Source organism: Nonomuraea sp. NPDC050404 (assembly GCF_040655495.1).
Lineage (GTDB): Bacteria > Actinomycetota > Actinomycetes > Streptosporangiales > Streptosporangiaceae > Nonomuraea.
Genome location: NZ_JBFAKB010000020.1, coordinates 94,637 through 113,362 on the forward strand (window position 1 = coordinate 94,637; position 18,726 = coordinate 113,362).

Annotated in this window: 16 protein-coding genes and 1 riboswitch; of the genes, 5 read left to right on the forward strand and 11 right to left on the reverse strand. The window is 73.2% G+C overall.

Annotation, left to right across the window (positions count from 1 at the left end):
- Position 1 precedes the first annotated feature (1 nt).
- A complete protein-coding gene (gene cobO / locus AB0I81_RS42690; RefSeq protein ID WP_360669964.1) occupies positions 2-604 on the forward strand; it encodes a cob(I)yrinic acid a,c-diamide adenosyltransferase in 603 nt (200 codons plus the stop codon).
- Entirely contained in the window at positions 601-1,971 is a 1,371-nt protein-coding gene (locus tag AB0I81_RS42695; RefSeq protein ID WP_360670337.1) for a cobyrinate a,c-diamide synthase, read from the forward strand. Before cobO ends, AB0I81_RS42695 begins: the two co-directional genes overlap by 4 nt.
- Here the strand turns inward: AB0I81_RS42695 and cobN are convergent.
- A complete protein-coding gene (gene cobN, locus AB0I81_RS42700) occupies positions 1,926-5,597 on the reverse strand; it encodes a cobaltochelatase subunit CobN (RefSeq protein ID WP_360670340.1) in 3,672 nt (1,223 codons plus the stop codon). The two genes, AB0I81_RS42695 and cobN, sit on opposite strands and share 46 nt — an antisense overlap.
- Positions 5,598-5,767: 170 nt before the next feature.
- Positions 5,768-5,925: riboswitch (cobalamin riboswitch) on the reverse strand.
- 38 nt (positions 5,926-5,963) lie between these two features.
- Between cobN and cobG the strand changes: the two genes are divergently transcribed.
- The 3 genes from cobG (at position 5,964) to cobJ (ending at position 9,460) form a co-directional block, all read left to right on the forward strand.
- The gene (gene cobG, locus AB0I81_RS42705; RefSeq protein WP_360669967.1) at positions 5,964-7,217 is read left to right on the forward strand and encodes a precorrin-3B synthase; all 1,254 of its coding nucleotides are present in this window, start codon (positions 5,964-5,966) and stop codon (positions 7,215-7,217) included.
- A gap of 135 nt (positions 7,218-7,352) precedes the next feature.
- Positions 7,353-7,973: a precorrin-8X methylmutase gene (locus tag AB0I81_RS42710; RefSeq protein ID WP_360669970.1), complete on the forward strand. Its 621-nt coding sequence runs from the start codon at positions 7,353-7,355 to the stop codon at positions 7,971-7,973.
- 5 nt (positions 7,974-7,978) lie between these two features.
- The gene (cobJ, locus tag AB0I81_RS42715) at positions 7,979-9,460 is read left to right on the forward strand and encodes a precorrin-3B C(17)-methyltransferase (RefSeq protein ID WP_360669972.1); all 1,482 of its coding nucleotides are present in this window, start codon (positions 7,979-7,981) and stop codon (positions 9,458-9,460) included.
- On the opposite strand, the gene AB0I81_RS42720 is transcribed toward cobJ, so the two are convergent.
- The 10 genes from AB0I81_RS42720 to AB0I81_RS42765 form a co-directional block, all read right to left on the reverse strand.
- Entirely contained in the window at positions 9,448-10,188 is a 741-nt protein-coding gene (locus AB0I81_RS42720) for a cobalt-precorrin-6A reductase (protein ID WP_360669974.1), read from the reverse strand. The genes cobJ and AB0I81_RS42720 overlap by 13 nt on opposite strands.
- 49 nt (positions 10,189-10,237) lie before the next feature.
- The gene (gene cobM / locus AB0I81_RS42725) at positions 10,238-10,993 is read right to left on the reverse strand and encodes a precorrin-4 C(11)-methyltransferase (RefSeq protein ID WP_360669977.1); all 756 of its coding nucleotides are present in this window, start codon (positions 10,991-10,993) and stop codon (positions 10,238-10,240) included.
- A complete protein-coding gene (gene cbiE / locus AB0I81_RS42730; RefSeq protein ID WP_360669980.1) occupies positions 10,990-12,204 on the reverse strand; it encodes a precorrin-6y C5,15-methyltransferase (decarboxylating) subunit CbiE in 1,215 nt (404 codons plus the stop codon). Before cbiE ends, cobM begins: the two co-directional genes overlap by 4 nt.
- Positions 12,201-12,593 (reverse strand): pyridoxamine 5'-phosphate oxidase family protein, encoded by a 393-nt coding sequence (locus tag AB0I81_RS42735; RefSeq protein ID WP_360669982.1) that lies wholly within the window; start codon positions 12,591-12,593, stop codon positions 12,201-12,203. Before AB0I81_RS42735 ends, cbiE begins: the two co-directional genes overlap by 4 nt.
- Positions 12,594-12,668: 75 nt before the next feature.
- Positions 12,669-13,295, reverse strand: a complete 627-nt coding sequence (locus AB0I81_RS42740) for a helix-turn-helix domain-containing protein (RefSeq protein WP_360669985.1) — start codon at positions 13,293-13,295, stop codon at positions 12,669-12,671.
- Positions 13,296-13,382: 87 nt separating this feature from the next.
- A complete protein-coding gene (locus AB0I81_RS42745) occupies positions 13,383-14,360 on the reverse strand; it encodes a sugar-binding transcriptional regulator (RefSeq protein WP_360669988.1) in 978 nt (325 codons plus the stop codon).
- Between the two features lie 91 nt (positions 14,361-14,451).
- On the reverse strand, positions 14,452-15,444 hold the full coding sequence (locus AB0I81_RS42750; protein ID WP_360669991.1) for a D-ribose ABC transporter substrate-binding protein: 993 nt from the start codon (positions 15,442-15,444) through the stop codon (positions 14,452-14,454).
- An 18-nt stretch (positions 15,445-15,462) separates the two neighbouring features.
- Positions 15,463-16,560 (reverse strand): ABC transporter permease, encoded by a 1,098-nt coding sequence (locus AB0I81_RS42755; protein ID WP_360669994.1) that lies wholly within the window; start codon positions 16,558-16,560, stop codon positions 15,463-15,465.
- On the reverse strand, positions 16,557-18,083 hold the full coding sequence (locus tag AB0I81_RS42760) for a sugar ABC transporter ATP-binding protein (RefSeq protein ID WP_360669997.1): 1,527 nt from the start codon (positions 18,081-18,083) through the stop codon (positions 16,557-16,559). The genes AB0I81_RS42755 and AB0I81_RS42760 overlap by 4 nt, the downstream gene beginning before the upstream one ends.
- Entirely contained in the window at positions 18,080-18,724 is a 645-nt protein-coding gene (locus AB0I81_RS42765; RefSeq protein WP_360669999.1) for a DUF2291 domain-containing protein, read from the reverse strand. The genes AB0I81_RS42760 and AB0I81_RS42765 overlap by 4 nt, the downstream gene beginning before the upstream one ends.
- Between the last annotated feature and the right edge of the window lie 2 nt (positions 18,725-18,726).

Consider the following 18,726-nt stretch of genomic DNA (forward strand, 5'->3'; position numbering starts at 1 on the left):
CATGCCGCAGGGGAAGCCCGCCGTGGTGCCCGAGGACGGGCTCACCACCCGGCAGCGCCGCACCAGGCCGCTGCTCATGGTGCACACAGGGCCGGGGAAGGGCAAGTCAACGGCCGCCTTCGGCATGGCGCTGCGGGCCTGGAACCAGGGATGGCCCGTCGGCGTGTTCCAGTTCGTGAAGTCGGCCAAGTGGCGCATCGGGGAGGAACGGGCGCTGCGGGTCCTCGGCGACAGCGGCGAGGGCGGGCCGGTGACCTGGCACAAGATGGGTGAGGGCTGGTCGTGGATCCAGCGGCCGGGCACCGAGGAGGATCACGCGGCCGACGCCCGCGAGGGGTGGGAGCAGATCAAGCGGGATCTGGCGGCCGAGACGTACCGGTTCTACGTGCTGGACGAATTCACCTACCCGCTGAAGTGGGGGTGGCTGGACCTGGACGACGTGCTGGCGGCGCTCACGGGGCGGCCGGGCAACCAGCATGTGGTGATCACCGGGAGGGACGCGCCCAAGCGGCTGATCGAGGCCGCCGATCTGGTGACGGAGATGGGCAAGGTACGCCATCCCATGGACGCCGGGCAGAAGGGCCAGAAGGGCATCGAGTGGTGATTCCCCGCCTGGTCATCGCCGCGCCCTCGTCGGGGAGCGGCAAGACGACGGTGGCCACCGGGCTGATGGCGGCGCTGCGGGCGCGTGGCCTGCGGATCTCCCCGCACAAGGTGGGGCCCGACTACATCGACCCCGGCTACCACGCGCTGGCCACCGGCCGTCCCGGGCGCAACCTGGACCCGTGGCTGCAGGGTGAGGAGCGGGTGGCGCCGCTGTTCCTGCACGGCGCGGCGGGGTGCGACGTCGCGGTCGTCGAGGGCGTGATGGGGCTGTTCGACGGGCGCGGGGAGAGCGATTTCGCCTCGACCGCGCACGTCGCCAGGCTGCTGGACGCGCCCGTGGTGCTGGTGGTGGACGCGGCGCGGCAGAGCAGGTCGGTGGCGGCGGTGGTGCACGGGTTCGCCACGTTCGACGCGCGGGTGCGGGTGGGCGGTGTCGTACTGAACCGGGTCGGGTCGGACCGGCACGAGGAGTTGTGCCGGGCGGCGCTGGCCGAGGCGGGCGTGCCGGTGCTGGGGGCGATCCGGCGGGACGAGGCCGTGGTCACGCCGTCCCGGCATCTGGGGCTGGTGCCGGCGGCCGAGCGGAAGGGCGAGGCGGTGGCGGCGGTGGAGCGGCTGGCCGCGCTGGTGTCCCGCTCCTGCGACCTCGACGCCCTGCTGCGACTGGCCGCCTCGGCTCCCCCGCTCGACGGCACCCCCTGGGACCCGACCAACCCGGCTCCCCCACTCGACGCGACCCCCTGGCACCCAGAGGAGCGGCCGGTTCAGGTGGAGCGGCCGGTGGTGGCGGTGGCGGGTGGGGCGGCGTTCACGTTCGGGTACGCCGAGCACGTGGAGTTGCTGCGCGCGGCCGGCGCGGAGGTCGTGACCTTCGACCCGCTGCGCGACGAACGCCTGCCGGAAGGCACCGGCGGGCTCGTGATCGGCGGCGGCTTCCCCGAGGTGTACGCCGCGGAACTGGCCGCGAACGAGCCGCTGCGCGCCGAGGTGGCGGCCTTCGCCGGGCCGATCGCGGCGGAATGCGCCGGATTGCTGTACCTGTGCGAAGAGCTGGACGGCCGGCCCATGTGCGGGCGCGTGCCGGGACGCGCGTCGATGACCTCCCGGCTCACGCTCGGCTACCGGGAGGCCGTCGCGGTCGGCCACTCGCCGCTGACCAGGCCGGGCGAGCGCTACCGGGGCCACGAGTTCCACCGGACCACCGTCGCCTACCGGTCCGGGCCGCTGTTCCGCTGGGACGGCGGCTCGGACGGGTACGGCGACGCCCTGGTGACGGCCTCGTACCTGCACCTGCACTGGGCGGGCAGGCCCGAGACGGCTCAGCGGCTGGTGTCGTCCTCCAGATCGCCTTCCGTCTTGAGGTAGACCTCCCGCAGCCCGCGCAGCACGTCGGGGTCGGGGTGCTCCCACATGCCGCGCTCGGCCGCCTCAAGGAGGCGTTCGGCCATCCCGTGCAGCGCCCACGGGTTGGACTCGGCCATGAACGCCTGGTTCTCGGGGTCCAGCACGTACGTCTCGGTCAGCTTGTCGTACATCCAGTCGGCCACCACGCCGGTGGTCGCGTCGTAACCGAACAGGTAGTCCACGGTCGCGGCCAGCTCGAACGCGCCCTTGTAGCCGTGCCGCCGCATCGCGGCCAGCCAGCGCGGGTTGACGACCCTGGCGCGGAAGATCCGTGAGGTCTCCTCCGACAACGTCCTGGTACGTACGGCGTCCGGGCGGGTGCTGTCGCCGATGTAGGCGGCCGGGGCCTTGCCGGTGAGGGCGCGGACGGTGGCGACCATGCCGCCGTGGTACTGGAAGTAGTCGTCGGAGTCGGCGATGTCGTGCTCGCGGCTGTCCACGTTCTTGGCGGCCACCGCGATCCGGCGGTAGGCGTCCTCCATCTGCGGGCGCGCGGCCACGCCGTCCAGGTCGCGGCCGTAGGCGAAGCCGCCCCACACCGCGTACACCTCGGCCAGGTCAGCGTCGTCGCGCCAGCTCCGGTTGTCGATCAGCGGCAGCAGCCCGGCACCGTACGCGCCGGGCGCCGAACCGAAGATCCGCATGGTGGCCCGGCGCTCGTCACCGGCGGTCGCGGCGACGTGGGCACGGACGTAGTTGTCCTCGTGCGGCTCGTCCAGGCCGGCGACCAGGCGTACGGCGTCGTCCAGCATCGCCACCACGTGCGGGAAGGCGTCGCGGAAGAAGCCGCTGATGCGTACCGTCACGTCGATCCTGGGCCTGGCCAGCTCGGCGAGCGGGATCGGCTCCAGGCGGGTGACCCGGCGGGACGCCTCGTCCCATTCGGGGCGGACACCGAGCAGCGCGAGCACCTCGGCCACGTCGTCGCCCGCCGTGCGCATGGCACTGGTGCCCCAGACGGACAGCCCCACCGAACGCGGCCACTCCCCCGTGTCGGCCCGGTAGCGCTCCAGCAGCGACTCGGCCATCGCCTGCCCGGTCTCCCAGGCCAGTCTGCTGGGCACCGCCCTGGGGTCCACGGAGTAGAAGTTGCGGCCCGTCGGCAGCACGTTGACCAGGCCGCGCAGGGGCGATCCGCTCGGCCCTGCCGGGACGAAGCCGCCGTCCAGGGCGTGCAGGAGGTGGTCGAGTTCGTCGGTGGTACGGGCCAGGCGCGGCACCATCTCAGTGGCGGCGAAGGTGAGGATGCGCGTGACCAGGTCCACCCGCTCGTCGTGAGGTTCCCCCTGCCCCTCGCGATCCTCGCGGGGTTCGCTGAGAACCTCGCGATCCTCGTGGGATTCGCCGAGCACTGCCCTGGCCACCCCGGCCGCCGCGTCCGCCGCCCAGTCGCGTTCCTCCATGCCCGCCGCCAGAGCGCGGGCCAGCGCCTCGGCCCTGTCCACCTCCCCCAGCCCCGCCGTGCCGTCCTCGGCCAGGCCGAGGGCCTCGCGCAGGCCGGGCAGCGTCTCGCGGCCCGCCCACAACTGCCGGGCCCGCAACATGGCCAGCACGAGGTCCACCCGCACCTGCCCGGACGGCGCCTGCCCGAGGACATGCAGCCCGTCGCGGATCTGCGCGTCCTTCACCTCGCACAACCAGCCGTCCACGTGCAGGATGAAGTCGTCGAACTCGCTGTCGTGCGGCCGGTCGGCCAGCCCCAGGTCGTGGTCGAGCCGGGCGGCCTGGATCAGCGTCCAGATCTGCGCGCGGATGGCGGGCAGCTTGGCCGGGTCCATGGCGGCGATCGTGGCGTGCTCGTCGAGGAGTTGTTCCAGCCGGGCGATGTCGCCGTACGTCTCGGCGCGGGCCATCGGCGGCACCATGTGGTCCACCAGCACGGCGTGCGCCCGCCGCTTGGCCTGCGTACCCTCCCCCGGGTCGTTGACCAGGAACGGGTAGACCAGCGGCAGGTCGCCGATCGCCGCGTCGGTGGCGCACGCGGCCGACATGCCCGCCGCCTTGCCCGGCAGCCACTCCAGGTTGCCGTGCTTGCCGACGTGCACCATCGCGTGCGCGCCGAACTCGGCCGACAACCAGCGGTAGGCGGCCAGGTAGTGGTGGCTGGGCGGCAGGTCGGGGTCGTGGTAGATGGCGATCGGGTTCTCGCCGAAGCCGCGCGGCGGCTGCACCATCACGACCACGTTCCCGGCGCGCAGCGCGGCCAGCACGATGTCGCCCTCGTGCACGAACAGCTCGCCGGGCGGCGGCCCCCAGTGCCGCTCCATCCCGGCGCGCAGGTCCTCCGGCAGCGTCCGGTACCAGCTCTCGTAGGAGGCGGCGGAGATCCGTACCGGATTGCCCGCCAGGTGCTCCTCGGTCAGCCAGTCCTGGTCCTGGCCGCCGGCGGCGATCAGCGCGTGGATGAGCGCGTCGCCGTCCTGCCCGGCCACGCCGGGGAAGCCGTCGCCCAGGTCGTAGCCGGCCTCGGCGAGCCTGGCCAGCAGCCGTACGGTGCTGACGGGGGTGTCCAGGCCGACGGCGTTGCCGATGCGGGAGTGCTTGGTCGGGTACGCCGACAACATCACGACCAGGCGCCGCTCGGCGGGCGGGACGTGGCGCAGCAGGCCGTGCCGTACCGCGATGCCCGCCACCCGGGCCGCCCGCTCGGGGTCGGCGGCGTAGACGGTCAGCCCGTCCTCGTCGATCTCCTTGAACGAGAACGGCACCGTGATGATGCGCCCGTCGAACTCGGGGATGGCCACCTGGGAGGCGGCGTCCAGCGGCGACAGGCCGTCGTCGTTCTCCTCCCACGCCTGCCTGCTGGTGGTCAGGCAGAGCCCTTGCAGGATGGGCACGTCGAGCGCGGCCAGCGCGCCCACGTCCCACGCCTCGTCGTCGCCGCCCGCGCCGGCGGTGGCGGGGCGCGCGCCCCCGGCCGCCAGCACCGTCACCACCAGCGCGTCGGCGGCACGCAGTGCGTCGAGCAGTTCGGGCTCGGCGGTGCGCAGCGACGAGCAGAAGATCGGCAGCGCCCGGCCGCCCGCGTCCTCGACGGCCGTGCAGAGCGCCTCGACGAACGCGGTGTTGCCCGCCATGTGATGTGCGCGGTAGTACAGGACGCCCACCACCGGCCCGCCGCCGGACCTGGCCTCCCGCTCCAGCGGCCCCCACGACGGAGCCTGTACGGGCGGCGCGAACCCGTGCCCGGTCAGCAGCACGGTGTCGGACAGGAAGGCGTGCAACTCGGTCAGGTTGGCGGGCCCGCCGTGCGCCAGGTAGGCGTGGGCCTGCGCGCAGACGCCCGAACTGACCGTGGACAGCTCCATCAGCTCGGCGTCCGGCGCCTGCTCCCCGCCCAGCACCACGACCGGGCGCGGGCCGGCCAGCAGCGCGTCGAGCCCCTCCTCCCAGGCGCGACGGCCGCCGAGCAGGCGCACGACGACCAGGTCGACGCCTTCGAGCAGCGCGGGCAGGTCCTCCGGGCCCAGCCTGGCGGGGTTGCCCAGCCGGTATCCGGGTGCGCTCGCGCGAGCGCTCAGCAGGTCGGTGTCGGACGTCGAAAGCAGCAGAACGGTACGCCCGTCCGAACCCTCGCCGGAGCGCAGGCTCTCGTCGGAGCGTGAGCTCTCGCCGGGGCGCAGGCTCTCGTCGGAGCGTGAGCTCTCATCGGAGCCCGTGCTCTCGTCGGAGGGCAGCGGAACGGTGTGGCTGTCGCCAGGCAAGGCGCATTCCTCCCTCGGGGTCCTCGCCCCGGTCGCGGGTGACGCGACGGCAGGAGTCTCCTGGCTCCCGGATCAGCGCTCACCCCGGCCTTCCCACCCGTTGCCGGGCAGTGGCCTGCGGTGGGGTTCGCTCCCCGGTCACAGTGGCGGGACCGCGCCGGTTTCGCACCGGCTTCCTCACTCAGCCATCGTCTACCAGGAGACTACGGCAAGAGCGGCCTCCGCAAAACTGGCGTTACCATCCTCTTCGTGGCCAAAGGTGACCTTTCCGTACGCGTGCGTCCCGACGCCTGTCCGGGCGCGCTGCAGGTGCACGAGGCCGCCGACGGCGCCCTGGCGCGGATCCGGCTTCCGGGCGGCGCGGTGACCACCTCCCAGCTCCGCGAGCTCGCGGCCTGCGCGGATTCGCTCGGTTCCGGGGTGATCGAGTTGACCTCGCGGGCCAACGTACAGGTGCGGGGGCTGCGCTCGCCCGCCGCCTTCGCCACCCGGATGGCCGCCGCCGGGCTGCTGCCGTCGGCCGCCCACGAACGGGTGCGTAACATCGTCGCCTCGCCACTGAGCGGGCGCGAGGCCGGGGGCACGCTGGACGTGCAGCCGCTCGTGGAGGCGCTCGACGCGGGGCTGTGCTCGCGCCCTCGGCTGGCCGAGTTGCCGGGACGCTTCCTGTTCGCCCTGGACGACGGCACGGGGGACACGACCCCCCTCGGCGCGGACGTCACCTTCGCGGCCGGCGCTGCGGACCTCGCCTCCCCGGCCGGCGCTGTGGGTGTCGCCTCCACGGCCGGTACTGCGGACCTCTCCTCCCCGGCTGGGCAGGGACGGTTGCTCCTGGCCGGGGAGGACACCGGGCTCGTCACGCGGGCGGACGCGGCGGTCGCGCTGATGCTGGCAGCCGCCGAGGCGTTCCTCGACGAGCGCCACGCCGACGCGCCCGACGGCGAGGCCGCGGCCTGGCGCATCCACGAGCTCGACAACGGCCCCGCCCGCATCACCGCCCGCCTGGGCATCGGCGCGGCTACCGGGGCCGGCTCGGGCGGGCGGGTGAGCGGCCCGGCCCGGCCGCGTGCCGGGCGGGTGGTGCAGCAGGACGGGCGGGTGGCGCTGGAGGTGCTGGTGCCGCTGGGCAGGTTGTCCCCCGGTCAGGCGCGGGCCCTCGCCGGCTGCGGTCCCGTCGTGCGGCTCACCCCGTGGCGGACGGCGGTGGTGCTGGACCTGTCGCCCGCCGACGCGGACCGCGCGGAACGCACGCTCACCGACGCCGGCCTCATCACCGACCCCGACTCCCCCTGGGCCGGGGTCACGTCCTGCACCGGAAGCCCAGGTTGTGCGAAGGCGCTGGCGGACGTGCGGGCCGACGCGCGCCGCTGGGTCGAGGACCAGGACCGGGCCCCCGGGACACCCGTCCACTGGGCCGGTTGCGAACGGCGTTGCGGCCTGCCACGCGGCCAGGTCGTCCAGATGATCGCCACCGGCGACGGCTACCGGCAGGAAACCCCATGACACCAGCAGCCGAGGACAGCCACCGGCGGGAAACCCGATGACGCCGGCGACCGAGAACAGCCACCGGCGAGAACCCCGATGACAACCGCCATCGGCGGCGGCCGACGAGAGCCGCGGCCAACGAGAAGGGCACCAGTGACCGACTACATCCGCGACGGCGCCGAGATCTACCGGCGCTCGTTCGCGACCATCCGCGCCGAGACCGACCTCACGGGCCTGCCGCCCGACGTGGCCCAGGTCGCGGTGCGGATGATCCACTCCTGTGGCATGACCGACCTGGTCACCGACCTGGCCTGGTCACCCGGCGTGGTCGTACGGGCTCGTGAGGCTCTCGGGAAGGGCGCGCCCGTGTTGTGCGACGCCATGATGGTGGCCTCCGGCGTGACCAGGAGCAGGCTGCCCGCCGCCAACGAGGTGTTGTGCACGCTGAACGACCCGCGCGTACCCGAACTGGCCGAACGCCTGGGCACCACCCGCAGCGCCGCGGCCATGGAGTTGTGGCGCGACCGCCTCGACGGCGCGGTGGTGGCGATCGGCAACGCGCCGACCGCGCTGTTCCGGCTGCTGGAGCTGGTCGAAGAGGGGGCGGGCAGGCCGGCGGCGGTGCTCGGCATCCCGGTGGGGTTCATCGGCGCGGCCGAGTCGAAGCGGGCGCTGGCGGACAGCGATCTGGAACACCTGGTGGTGCACGGCCGTCGCGGCGGCAGTGCGATGACGGCGGCGGCGGTCAACGCCATCGCGAGCGAGAGGGAGTGAGGACGATGAAGGGACGCCTGTACGGGGTCGGCCTCGGTCCCGGTGACCCCGAGCTGGTCACGGTCAAGACCGCCAGACTGATCGGCGAGGCCGACGTGATCGCGTACCACGCCGCCAGGCACGGCCGCAGCATCGCGCGTTCGATCGCGCTGCCGTACATGCGGGAGGGGCAGATCGAGGAGTTGCTGCTGTACCCGCTGACCACGGAGACCACCGACCACCCCGGCGGCTACCAGGGCGCGCTCGACGACTTCTACGCCGACTGCGCGCAGCGGCTGGCCGTGCACCTGGACGCGGGCAGGACCGTGGTGGTGCTGGCCGAGGGCGACCCGCTGTTCTACGGGTCGTACATGCACATGCACAAGCGGCTCGCCCACCGCTACCCGACCGAGGTGGTGCCCGGCGTCACCTCGGTCAGCGCCGCCTCGGCCGTGCTCGGCCGTCCGCTGGTGGAGCGGGAGGAGGTGCTGACCGTGCTGCCCGGCACGCTGCCCGCCGACGTGCTCGCCGACCGGCTGCGCGGCACCGACTCGGCGGCGGTGCTGAAGCTGGGCAGGACGTTCGAGAAGGTACGCGACGCGCTCGCCGAGGCCGGGCGGCTGGACGACGCCTGGTACGTCGAGCGCGCCACCATGGGCACGGAACGGGTCGCGCCGCTCAAGGACGTGGACGCCGACGGCGTGCCGTACTTCTCGCTGGCCCTGCTCACCAGCCCGGCCGAGCGCACGTTCGTGCCTCCGGCCCCCGAGACGGAGCCGCGGGGCGAGGTCGCCGTGGTGGGGCTCGGGCCGGCGGGGCGGCCGTGGCTGACGCCCGAGGCCCAGGAGGCGCTGGCCGCCGCCACCGACCTCGTCGGGTACGGCCCGTACGTGGACCGGGTGGCGCCGAACCCGCGCCAGCGCCGCCACCGTACCGACAACCGGGTCGAGGGGGAACGCGCCCGGCACGCGCTGGAACTGGCCCGCGACGGCGCGCGGGTGGCGGTGGTGTCGTCCGGGGATCCGGGCGTGTTCGCGATGGCCAGCGCGGTGATGGAGGCGGCGGCCGACTTCCCTGGCGTGCCGGTGCGCGTCGTGCCTGGGCTGACGGCGGCGCAGGCGGTGGCGAGCCGGGTGGGCGCGCCGCTGGGTCACGACTACTGCGTGATCTCGCTGTCCGACCTGCTCAAGCCGTGGGAGGTGGTGGCCGGCCGGCTCGCGGCGGCGGCCGGGGCGGATCTGGTGCTGGCGATCTACAATCCGGCCTCGCGCAGCCGTACGTGGCAGCTCGGCGCGGCCCGCGACCTGCTGCTCGAACACCGTGAGCCCGGCACGCCCGTGGTGATCGGCCGGGACGTCGGCGGCGAGCAGGAGAGCGTCACCGTCACGACGCTCGACGAGCTGGACCCGGGGCAGGTGGACATGCGCTGCCTGCTGATCGTCGGCTCCTCGGCCACCCGGGTCACCGATCGCGGCCTGGTCTTCACCCCGCGCCGTTACCCATCATGAACCCAGGCCACCGCCGCCTCCACCGCGTCCACCAGATGGGCGCCGGGTGGGAGCGGCGGCCGGTTCACCATGATCACCGGTAGGCCGAGCTCGCGGGCGGCGACGAGTTTGGCGGCGGTCATGGTGCCGCCGCTGTCCTTGGTGACCAGCACGTTCAGGTGGTGTTCGCGGATGAGCGCCCGTTCGCCCTCGACGGTGTAGGGGCCACGGGCGAGCAGTACGTGCGCGTTGGGCGGCACGGGGGGCTCCGGCGGGTCCACCGACCTGGCCAGCAGCCATACGTCGGGGAGTGAGGCGAACAGCGGCAGGCTCCGGCGCCCGGTCGTGAGGAACACCCTCTGCCGGTCTCTGGCGGCGAGCAGGGTGACGGCGGCCTGGAGGGAGTCCACCCGCTGCCAGGAGTCGCCCTCTCCCGCGCGCCACCCGGGACGCCGCAGCACCAGCAGCGGGACCCCGGTCGCCGAGGAGGCCGCGACCGCCGAGGCCGTCATCCGCTCGGCGAACGGGTGGGTGGCGTCCACCAGCGCGTCGATGCGCTCCTCCACCAGCCAGGCGGCCAGCCCTTCCGCCCCGCCGAACCCGCCCTCCCGCACCTGCCCCACCGGCAGGCGCGGATTGCTCACCCGCCCGGCCAGCGACGACACCACGTGCAGGCCCGGATCCTCGGCAAGCGCGGCAGCGAGAGCACGCGCTTCGGCGGTACCACCCAGAATCAGGACCCGTCGCACACCCGCCCCCAGCCGCTCACGATCCGCCGCACGCGCACTCCCCGGCCGCTCACGTTCCGTCGCACGCCCGCTCCCTGGCCGCGCTGTACAGGTGGCTGTCGGGGAACTGTGACGCCGACAACACCCGGCCGACGACGATCACGGCGGTCCGGCGTACCCCGGCCTCGTGCACCCGCGCCGCGATGTCCGCCAGCGTCCCGCGCAGGATCACCTCATCGGCCCTGCTGGCCCGCGCCACCACCGCGACCGGGCAGTCGGCGCCGTAGGAGGGCAGCAGTTCGGCCACCACCGCGTCGATCCGCTGCACGGCCAGGTGCAGCACCATCGTGGCCCGGCCCGCGCCCAGGGTCGTCAGGTCCTCGCCGTCCGGCATGGGCGTGGCGCGGGCGGAGGTCCTGGTCAGGATGATCGTCTGGCCGACGCCTGGCACGGTCAGCTCCCTGCGCAGCGACGCCGCAGCCGCCGCGAAGGCCGGTACCCCGGGCACGACCTCGTACGGCACCCCGAGCGCGTCCAGCCGCCGCATCTGCTCGGCCACGGCGCTGAAGACGGACGGGTCGCCGGAATGCAGCCGCGCGACGTCGAGCCCGTCGCGGTGCGCGGCGGCGAACTCCGCGACGATCTCGTCGAGGGTCAGGTTGGCGGTGTCCACCAGCCTGGCCCCCGGCGGGCAGGAGTCGAGCAGTTCGCGGGGCACCAGCGAGCCCGCGTACAGGCACACCGGCGACGACTCCAGCCGCCGCAGCCCGCGCAGCGTGATCAGGTCGGCGGCGCCGGGTCCCGCGCCGATGAAGTACACGGTCACTTGGGGACGTCCTTCCTGGTCAGTGACCAGACGGTGATGGGCATGGCGGCCCGCCACCCGGTGAAGCCGCCGACCGGCGAGGCCCGCTGCACGGCCAGGCGCACCAGGTCGCCGCCGAGCCTGCCGTACCACTGGGCGATGACGGACTCCGACTCCAGCGTGACGGCGTTCGCGACCAGCCTGCCGCCGGGGCCGAGCCGTTCCCAGCAGTGTTCGAGCAGGCCGGGCGTGGTGAGGCCGCCGCCGACGAACACCGCGTCCGGCGCGGGCAGGCCGTCCAGCGCGGCCGGGGCCCTGCCCTCGACGACGCGCAGCGACGGCACGCCGAGCCGGTCGGCGTTGCGCCGGAGCGCGGCGGCGCGGTCGGCGCGGTGCTCGACGGCCACGGCGGCGCACGACGGGTGGCTGCGCATCCATTCGATGGCGATGCTGCCCGCGCCCGCGCCCACGTCCCACAGCAGCTCGCCGGGGATCGGGGCGAGCCGCGCCAGGGTGACCGCGCGGACCTCCCGCTTGGTGAGCTGGCCGTCGTGCTCGTACGCCGAGTCGGGCAGTCCGGGCACGCGGGCCAGCGGCTCGGCCTCCGGCCCCGCGACGCATTCGACGGCGATCACGTGCAGGGCGGAAGCGGCGGGCTCGTTCCAGGTCTCGGCCGTGCCCCGCTGCGCGGTCTCGGTGTCCGCGCCCAGGTCGGACAGCACGGTGATCGGGCTGGGACCGTACCCCTGCCCGGCCAGCAGCCCGGCGACCAGGGACGGCGCCTCGCGGCCCGCGCCGAGCACGATGACGCGCCGCCCGGGGAGCACGGCGGCGTTCAGCGTCTGCGGCGGGCGGCCGACCAGGCTGACCACCTCCACCCGCTCGACCGGCCAGCCGAGCCGCGCGCAGGCCAGCGACACCGACGACACGTGCGGCAGCACCCGTACGCGCGCCGCGCCCAGCAGCCCGACCAGGGTGGAGCCGATGCCGTGGAACATGGGATCGCCGCTGGCCAGCACGGACACCTCGCGCCCCGCGTGCCCGTCCATGAGCGCGGGCAGCGCGGGCAGCAGCGGCGATGGCCAGGCCACGCGCTCGGCCGTGAGGTGGGCCGGCAGCAGGTCGAGCTGCCGTGGGCCGCCCATGACGACCTCGGCCGTCTCCAACGCGTGCCGCGACGCCTCCGGCAGGCCGGTCCAGCCGTCCGCGCCGATGCCGACGACGGTGATCACACGTTGCCCAGCACGCGGCTGACGTGGATCTCGATGACCACCCGGGCGGGGTTGAGGCGGGGCGGTTTATAGCGGGCCGCGTATCTCAGCTCGGCGTCGGCGATCTGCTCCGGCTCGGTACGCACCACCGCCCGCCCCTCCAGCGTGGACCAGCGGCGCCCGTCCACCTGGCAGAGCGCCACCGGGGCGCCGTCGCAGGCGGCGATGAGCCTGGCCTTGGCCGAGGTGCCCGAGGTGATCACGCGGGCGACTCCGGCCGCCACGTCCAGCGTCGCCCCGACCGGCACCACGTGCGGCGGGCCGCCTCCGGGGCGGGCGGTGGAGAGCGTGCACACGTGCCGCTCCCGCCAGAAGGCGGCGAACGCGTCGCCCTGATCAGCCAGGTCCACGATCCTCCTCGGGTGATTTGCGAGGAATAGCCTATCTGTCAGGCGGAGGACGGCCCCCTGCCGTACACCCGGACCTCAGTTCAGCAGCTCGCGGGCCAGCGCCTGCCTCCACCACCGCTCGACCCGTGAGGGGGACCAGCCGCGTTCGGCGGTGAAGGTGTTGTAGACGTCGATGCTGCACAGGCCCGCGTAGATGTCGGCGGCCGTGCGCACGTCCAGACCGTCCCGGAGGGTGCCGGCCCGCCAGGAGGAGAACACCGCCACGCGGGTCTCGTCGGCGCGGGCGCGGGCGTCGCGGTAGAGGGTCGCGAGCTCGGGCTCGGTACGGCCGGCCTCGCGCAGGGGCACGATGAGGTCGCCCGCGCTTTCAAACAGCCGCCGGTCGAAGGCCGCCATGGCCGCGAGCTGGACTTCGGGGGTCGCGTCCGGGGCCTCCAGTTCGGAGAGCTGCCGGGCCGGGTCGCCCGACAGGCCGGCGGCGTCGGCCAGGGCCAGGGTCAGCCCGTTCTTGTTGCCGTACACCGAGTAGACCGTGGGCACGGAGACCCCCGCCTCGCGCGCCACCTCGCGCACGGTCGTCGCCGCCCACCCCTGGGCGACGAAGAGCCGGCGGGCGGCCTGCGCGATCTCGGCCCGGGTCTCCAGCGCCTGGGCCGTACGGCGCAGCGAATCGTAGCGCCGCCGGGGTGCCTCGTCACTCATGATCTGCACTCTAAGGGTGACGGCCGGGCCCGCGAGCCTCACTCGGTGAGTCCGGACCCTGGCGGGAAGCGCTCACTTCCGTCACCGTCAGTCGGCGTTCAGGCGCCGGGCGACGTGCAGGTCGGTGATGAGGATGTTCACCCAGCCGCCCTCGACGGCGGCCTTGATGGCGGGCGCCTTGCGCAGGCCGCCCGCCACGCCGACGCGGCGGGGCACGGCGCGGAAGGTGGGCGCGTCGATGCCGATGACGCGCTGGTCGAAGCCGGAGTCGATGGGTTTGCCCGCGGCGTCGAAGAAGTGCAGGCACACGTCCCCGACCGCGCCGAGCGCGCGCAGCTCCTCCTGGTCGGCCTGGCTGACGGCGTTGCCGCTGCTGAGCAGCAGGGGCGAGGGGTCGAGGCTGCCGATGCCGACCAGGACGACGGTGAGGTCGTTCCACTGGTTCCGCACGTCGATCACGGTGGGCTCCTGCAGGAGCGCGTCGCGGATGGCCGTGCTGGCGACCACCCCCGGCAGCGGCACGAAGATGGGGCGGCTGTTGGTGAGGTTGGCCAGGCGCGCCACCAGCCGGGTGGCGTGCACCTGCGCCTCGGGGCTGCCGACGCCGCCGACGAGCTGCATGACGCGGTCGGCGACCTGGGCGTTCTTCTGCGGCATCCGTTCGACGGTGGCCAGCAGGGTCTCGCTCCAGGAGGAGATGCCGACCACGTCGCCGCCGGTGAAGGTGACGCCGAGGTAGCCGGCGGCGGCCGAGGCGAGCGACGGGATGACGTCGTCGGTGAACTGCTCGACGTCCACGACGACCACGTCGCGCAGGTTGTAGCGGCGCTGGAGTGCCTCCTCCAGCTCGGTGTGCACGCCCTCGGGGAGGGTGACGACCGTGCGGACCATGCCGCGCGTGACCGCCTCCTTCAGGAGACGGGACACGCGGGGCTGGGAGATGTTGAGCACGGCGGCGATCTCGGGCTGGCGCAGCTCCTGCTCGTGGTACATGCGGGCCACCCTGGCCAGCAACCGCAGGTGGTCCTTGGTCGTGTCGCGCCTGCCCGCCGGGTCCTGGACCACTGTGCACCGCCTCCCGCCTGATTTTCTATTCACCCTCGAACGATTAATTCAGCTTAGGGGGCGTTGACCAGGGCGGCGACTGCCGGGAGGGCTATTTCCTGGCGAACACGCCGAACTCGTCGGCGTTGTCGGCGGTGACGAGCTCGCAGTCAATCGATTGCTTCTCCTCCTTGCCGGTCTTGCCGGTCTTGATGAACTGGTCGGCCTGCTCCACGGCGCTGGTGGCGCCGAGCGCGGCGGGCTGCAGGGCGGTGGCGTGCATCTCGCCCGCCTTGACGGCGGCGATGGCGTCGGGGCTGCCGTCGAAGCCGACGACGGTGACCTTGTCCAGCAGGTTCGCGGCCTTGAGCGCGGCGACCGCGCCGAGCGCCATGGTGTCGTTGCCGGCGATGACACCCTGGATGTCGCGGCTCTTCTGAATGATCGTCTCCATCTTGGTGAAGGCCTCCTGCTGGTCCCAGTTGGCGCTCTCCTTGGCCACCTGCTTCAGGTCCGGGTACTGCGAGATGACGTCGGCGAAGCCCTTGGAGCGCACGCTGGCGTTGGTGTCGGACTCCTTGCCGACCAGCTCCACGTAGTTGCCCTTGCTCTTCATCGCCTCCACGAACGACTGCGCGGCGGCCTGGGCGCCCTGGGAGTTGTTGGAGACGATCTGCGCCTTGGCGATGCCGGTGGCGTTGATCTCCCTGTCGATCAGGAAGACCGGCACGCCGCCCTCGGTGGCCTTGCGCACCGGGCCGATGGAGGCGTCGGCGCCCGCGTTGTCCAGGATGATCGCCTTGGCCTGGCGGGAGATCGCGGCGTCGATCAGCTCGCTCTGCTTGTTCGGGTCGTCGTCGTGGGAGGCCACGGAGGTCTCGTAGCCGAGGGCTTCGGCCTTGGTCTTCGCCGCGTCGGCCTCGGCCTTGAAGAACGGGTTGTCGTGCGAGGGGGTGATGATGGCGATCAGTCCGCCTGCGGTGGCGCTGCCACTGGCGGGCGCGCTGGTGGCGGGCTGCTGCCCGCCGCCGCCACCGCCGCAAGCGGACAGCGTGGCGGTGAGCAACACGGACAGGGCCAGGGTGACGACGCGGGTGGGGGGCATGGAAGGTCTCCTTGTGGTTCAGTCCTGCTTCTTGCTCGTGCTCGTGCTCGCGGCGACCGCCGCCGCGGCGGCCCCCCGGCGTTTGAAGCGCTGCTGGCCCTGGTCGAGCATGACGGCCAGGATGATCACGGCGCCCTTGATGAGGATCTGCCAGAACGTCGACACGCCCAGGATCACCAGGCCGTCGGCGAGGAAGCCGATGACGAACGCGCCGACCAGGGTGCCGCGCACGGTGCCCCGGCCGCCGCTGAGCGCCGCACCGCCGATCACCACCGCGGCGATCGCGTTCAACTCGTACGTCTCCCCCGCCTGCGGAGCGGCCGAGGTCAGCTCCGAGGCGATGATCAGCCCCGCGACCGCGGCGCACGCGCCGGAGATCACGTACACGATCGTCTTGACCCGGCGGATCGGCACGCCGGACAGGTCGGCGGCGCGCTCGTTGCCACCGGTGGCGTACAACCAGCGGCCGAACGGGGACTTGGCCAGCAACAGCGTGACCACCACCGCCAGCGCGATCATGATCCAGATGGAGGTGGGCAGACCGAGCGGCCGGCCGCTGCCCAGGAAGCCGAAGCCGGTGTTGCCGAGGGCGGGGTTGCCGGCCAGGTTGGGGTAGGTCGCGCCGCCGGAGATCAGCATCGCGGCGCCGCGCGCCACGTACAACATGCCGAGCGTGGCGATGAACGGCGCCACGTTGAAGCGCGTGACCAGCAGCCCGTTCACCGCGCCGACGGCCATGCCGACGGTCACGCACAACACGATCACCACCCACACCGGCGGGTAGGCGATCACGCCGCCCACGTGCAGGCCGCCCAGCAGTTCACCGGCGACCACACCGGACAGGCCGACGATGGAGCCGACCGACAGGTCGATGCCGCCCTTGAGGATGACCAGCAACATGCCGAGCGCGATCACCGCGTTGATCGCGACGTGCTTGGTCATCGTGATCAGGTTCGGGATGGTCAGGAAGGAGTCGGACAGCAGGCCGAAGATCACGATGAGCACGGCGAGCGCGATGAACGCGCGCAGCTCGAAGGCGACGTTGAGAAGCGACAGCCGGCGGGCCCGTGCGGCGGCGGCCTGCTCGGGGGGTGCGGTGGTGGCGGTCGCCGTCATGACCGGGCCTCCTGGGTTCCGCCGTCGGACACGCGCATCAGTTCCTCCCTGGTCAGCTCGCCGCGCCGGTACTCGCCGACCAGGGCGCCACGGGCGAGCACGAGCAGCCGGTCGGGAATGTGCAGGGCCTCTTCCGCGTCGGACGTGCTGAACAACACCGCCAGCCCGTCACGGGCCCGGTCCGCCATCAACGCGAAGATGTCGGCCTTGGCGCCCACGTCCACGCCGCGTGACGGCTCGTCGAGCAGCAGCACGCGCGGCCCGGTCAGCAGCGCCTTGCCGATGATGACCTTCTGCTGGTTGCCGCCGCTCAGCGAGCCGATCTCCGCCTGGGCGCCGCTGGTCTTGACGGTGACGTCGGCGATCGCCCGATCGACGGCGGCGCGCTCGCGCGGTTGCGAGACGAACAGGCCGCGCACGTACGCGCCGATCGCCGCCAGCGACAGGTTCTGCGCCACCGACATCGTCTGCACCAGGCCGTCGCGCTGGCGGTCCTCGGGCACCAGCACCACGCCGCGCCCGATCCGTTCCCGCACGCCCGGCTCGTCCAGCGGGGTCCCGGCCAGCAGGACCTCACCGGAGGCGGGGCGCAACCGGCCCGCGAGCGTCTCCAGCAGTTCGGTACGGCCGGAGCCCATCAGCCCGTAGACGCCGACGATCTCGCCTTCCCTGACGGTCAGGGACAGCTTGTCCACGGCCAGCCGGTCGGGAATGGCGGGGTCGGCCACGGTGAGGTCGCGCACGGTCAGCGCCTCCCGGCCGAGCACCGGCTCGCGGTCGGGGAAGAGGGCGTCCTGGTCGCGGCCGACCATCTGCTCGACGATCCACCGCAGATCCACCTGTGCCGCCTCGGCCGTGGCCACCAGGGCTCCGTCGCGCAGCACCACCACGTGATCGGCGATGGCCAGCGCCTCGTCCAGGTGATGGGAGATGTAGACGACGGCCACGCCCGCCGCGGTCAGCTCGCCGATGACCCGGAACAGCACCTCCACCTCGGGGGCGGTCAGCGCGGAGGTCGGCTCGTCCATGATCAGGACGCGAGCGTTCTGCAGCAAGGCGCGGGCGATCTCCACCAGCTGCTGCTGCCCCAGCCGCAGGTCACCGACCGGCCGGTCGGGGTCGGCGTGCTCCTCCAGCCGCTCCAGCACCTCGACCGTCGCCGCGCGCTGGGCCTTGCGGTCCACCGCGCCCCACGTCGTGCGCGCCTCGCGGGCCAGGAACAGGTTGTCGCAGATGCTGAGGTTCGGGCACAGGCTCAGCTCCTGGTGGATGATCGCGATGCCCTCGTCGGCGGCCTGCCGGGAGGACCGCAGCCTGACCGGCCGCCCGTCCAGCTCGACGTGGCCGGTGGTGGGCTGCTCGATCCCGGCCAGGATCTTCATCAGCGTCGACTTGCCCGCGCCGTTCTCGCCGAACAGGGCGGTCACCCGGCCCGGCGCGACGGCGAAGTCCACGCCTTTGAGCGCGTGCGTGCCGCCGTAGACCTTGGTGACCTCACACGCCCGCAACACCGGCGCCGTCATGAGATCTCCACCGGGGTGATCGTCACGGTCTGCGGGGTCAGCAGCGTGAACGCGCCGGTGAAGGTGATCTCCTTGCCGTCCAGCGCGGCCACGTCCAGGCCGTTGAGCAGCTTGGCGCGCATCTCGTTGTTCAGTGCGGTGGCCGCGTCGGCGTACTCCACCTGGTTGGTGAACTGGCCGAACGTGATGAACCCGGCCGCGTCGCGCAGCGCGGTGCCATTGATGGCCGGGCCGATCTGCAGCGACACCCGGGTGCCGTCCGGCAGGCCCTCGACGGTGACCGGGAGCAGCCCCGACCTGGCCTTCCCGGCCTCGCCCGTCGCCTTGACGGCGAAGGTGTAGGGGCCGGTGCCCTGGCGCTTGCCGTACTTCTGCCCGGCGGCCTCCTTGTCCTCGGTCGCGGCCTTCAGCAGGGTCGGCAGCTCGACGGCGGCGGACCGGATCGCGGGCACCACCTTGGCCTGGTAGTTCTGCGCGCCGTACGCCGCCGGATCGAACGCCTTGGGGGCGGCGGCCCTGGCGGATTCGACGGTTCTGTACTCGGTGCTGACGGCCATGGCGACGATCAGCAGGGCGATGGCCGCGGCGGCGATCCAGCGAGCGGGCAAGCGCCGACGGCCGGTCGGCACCGTCGTGGTCATGT

Bases quoted from the DNA above. Each gene is read 5' to 3' on its own strand.
- cobO (WP_360669964.1), top strand. From the start codon at position 2: ATGCCGCAGGGGAAGCCCGCCGTGGTGCCCGAGGACGGGCTCACCACC.
- cobJ (WP_360669972.1), top strand. From the start codon at position 7,979: ATGAAGGGACGCCTGTACGGGGTCGGCCTCGGTCCCGGTGACCCCGAG.
- AB0I81_RS42740 (WP_360669985.1), bottom strand. From the start codon at position 13,295: ATGAGTGACGAGGCACCCCGGCGGCGCTACGATTCGCTGCGCCGTACG.
- AB0I81_RS42750 (WP_360669991.1), bottom strand. From the start codon at position 15,444: ATGCCCCCCACCCGCGTCGTCACCCTGGCCCTGTCCGTGTTGCTCACC.
- AB0I81_RS42755 (WP_360669994.1), bottom strand. From the start codon at position 16,560: ATGACGGCGACCGCCACCACCGCACCCCCCGAGCAGGCCGCCGCCGCA.
- AB0I81_RS42760 (WP_360669997.1), bottom strand. From the start codon at position 18,083: ATGACGGCGCCGGTGTTGCGGGCGTGTGAGGTCACCAAGGTCTACGGC.
- AB0I81_RS42765 (WP_360669999.1), bottom strand. From the start codon at position 18,724: ATGACCACGACGGTGCCGACCGGCCGTCGGCGCTTGCCCGCTCGCTGG.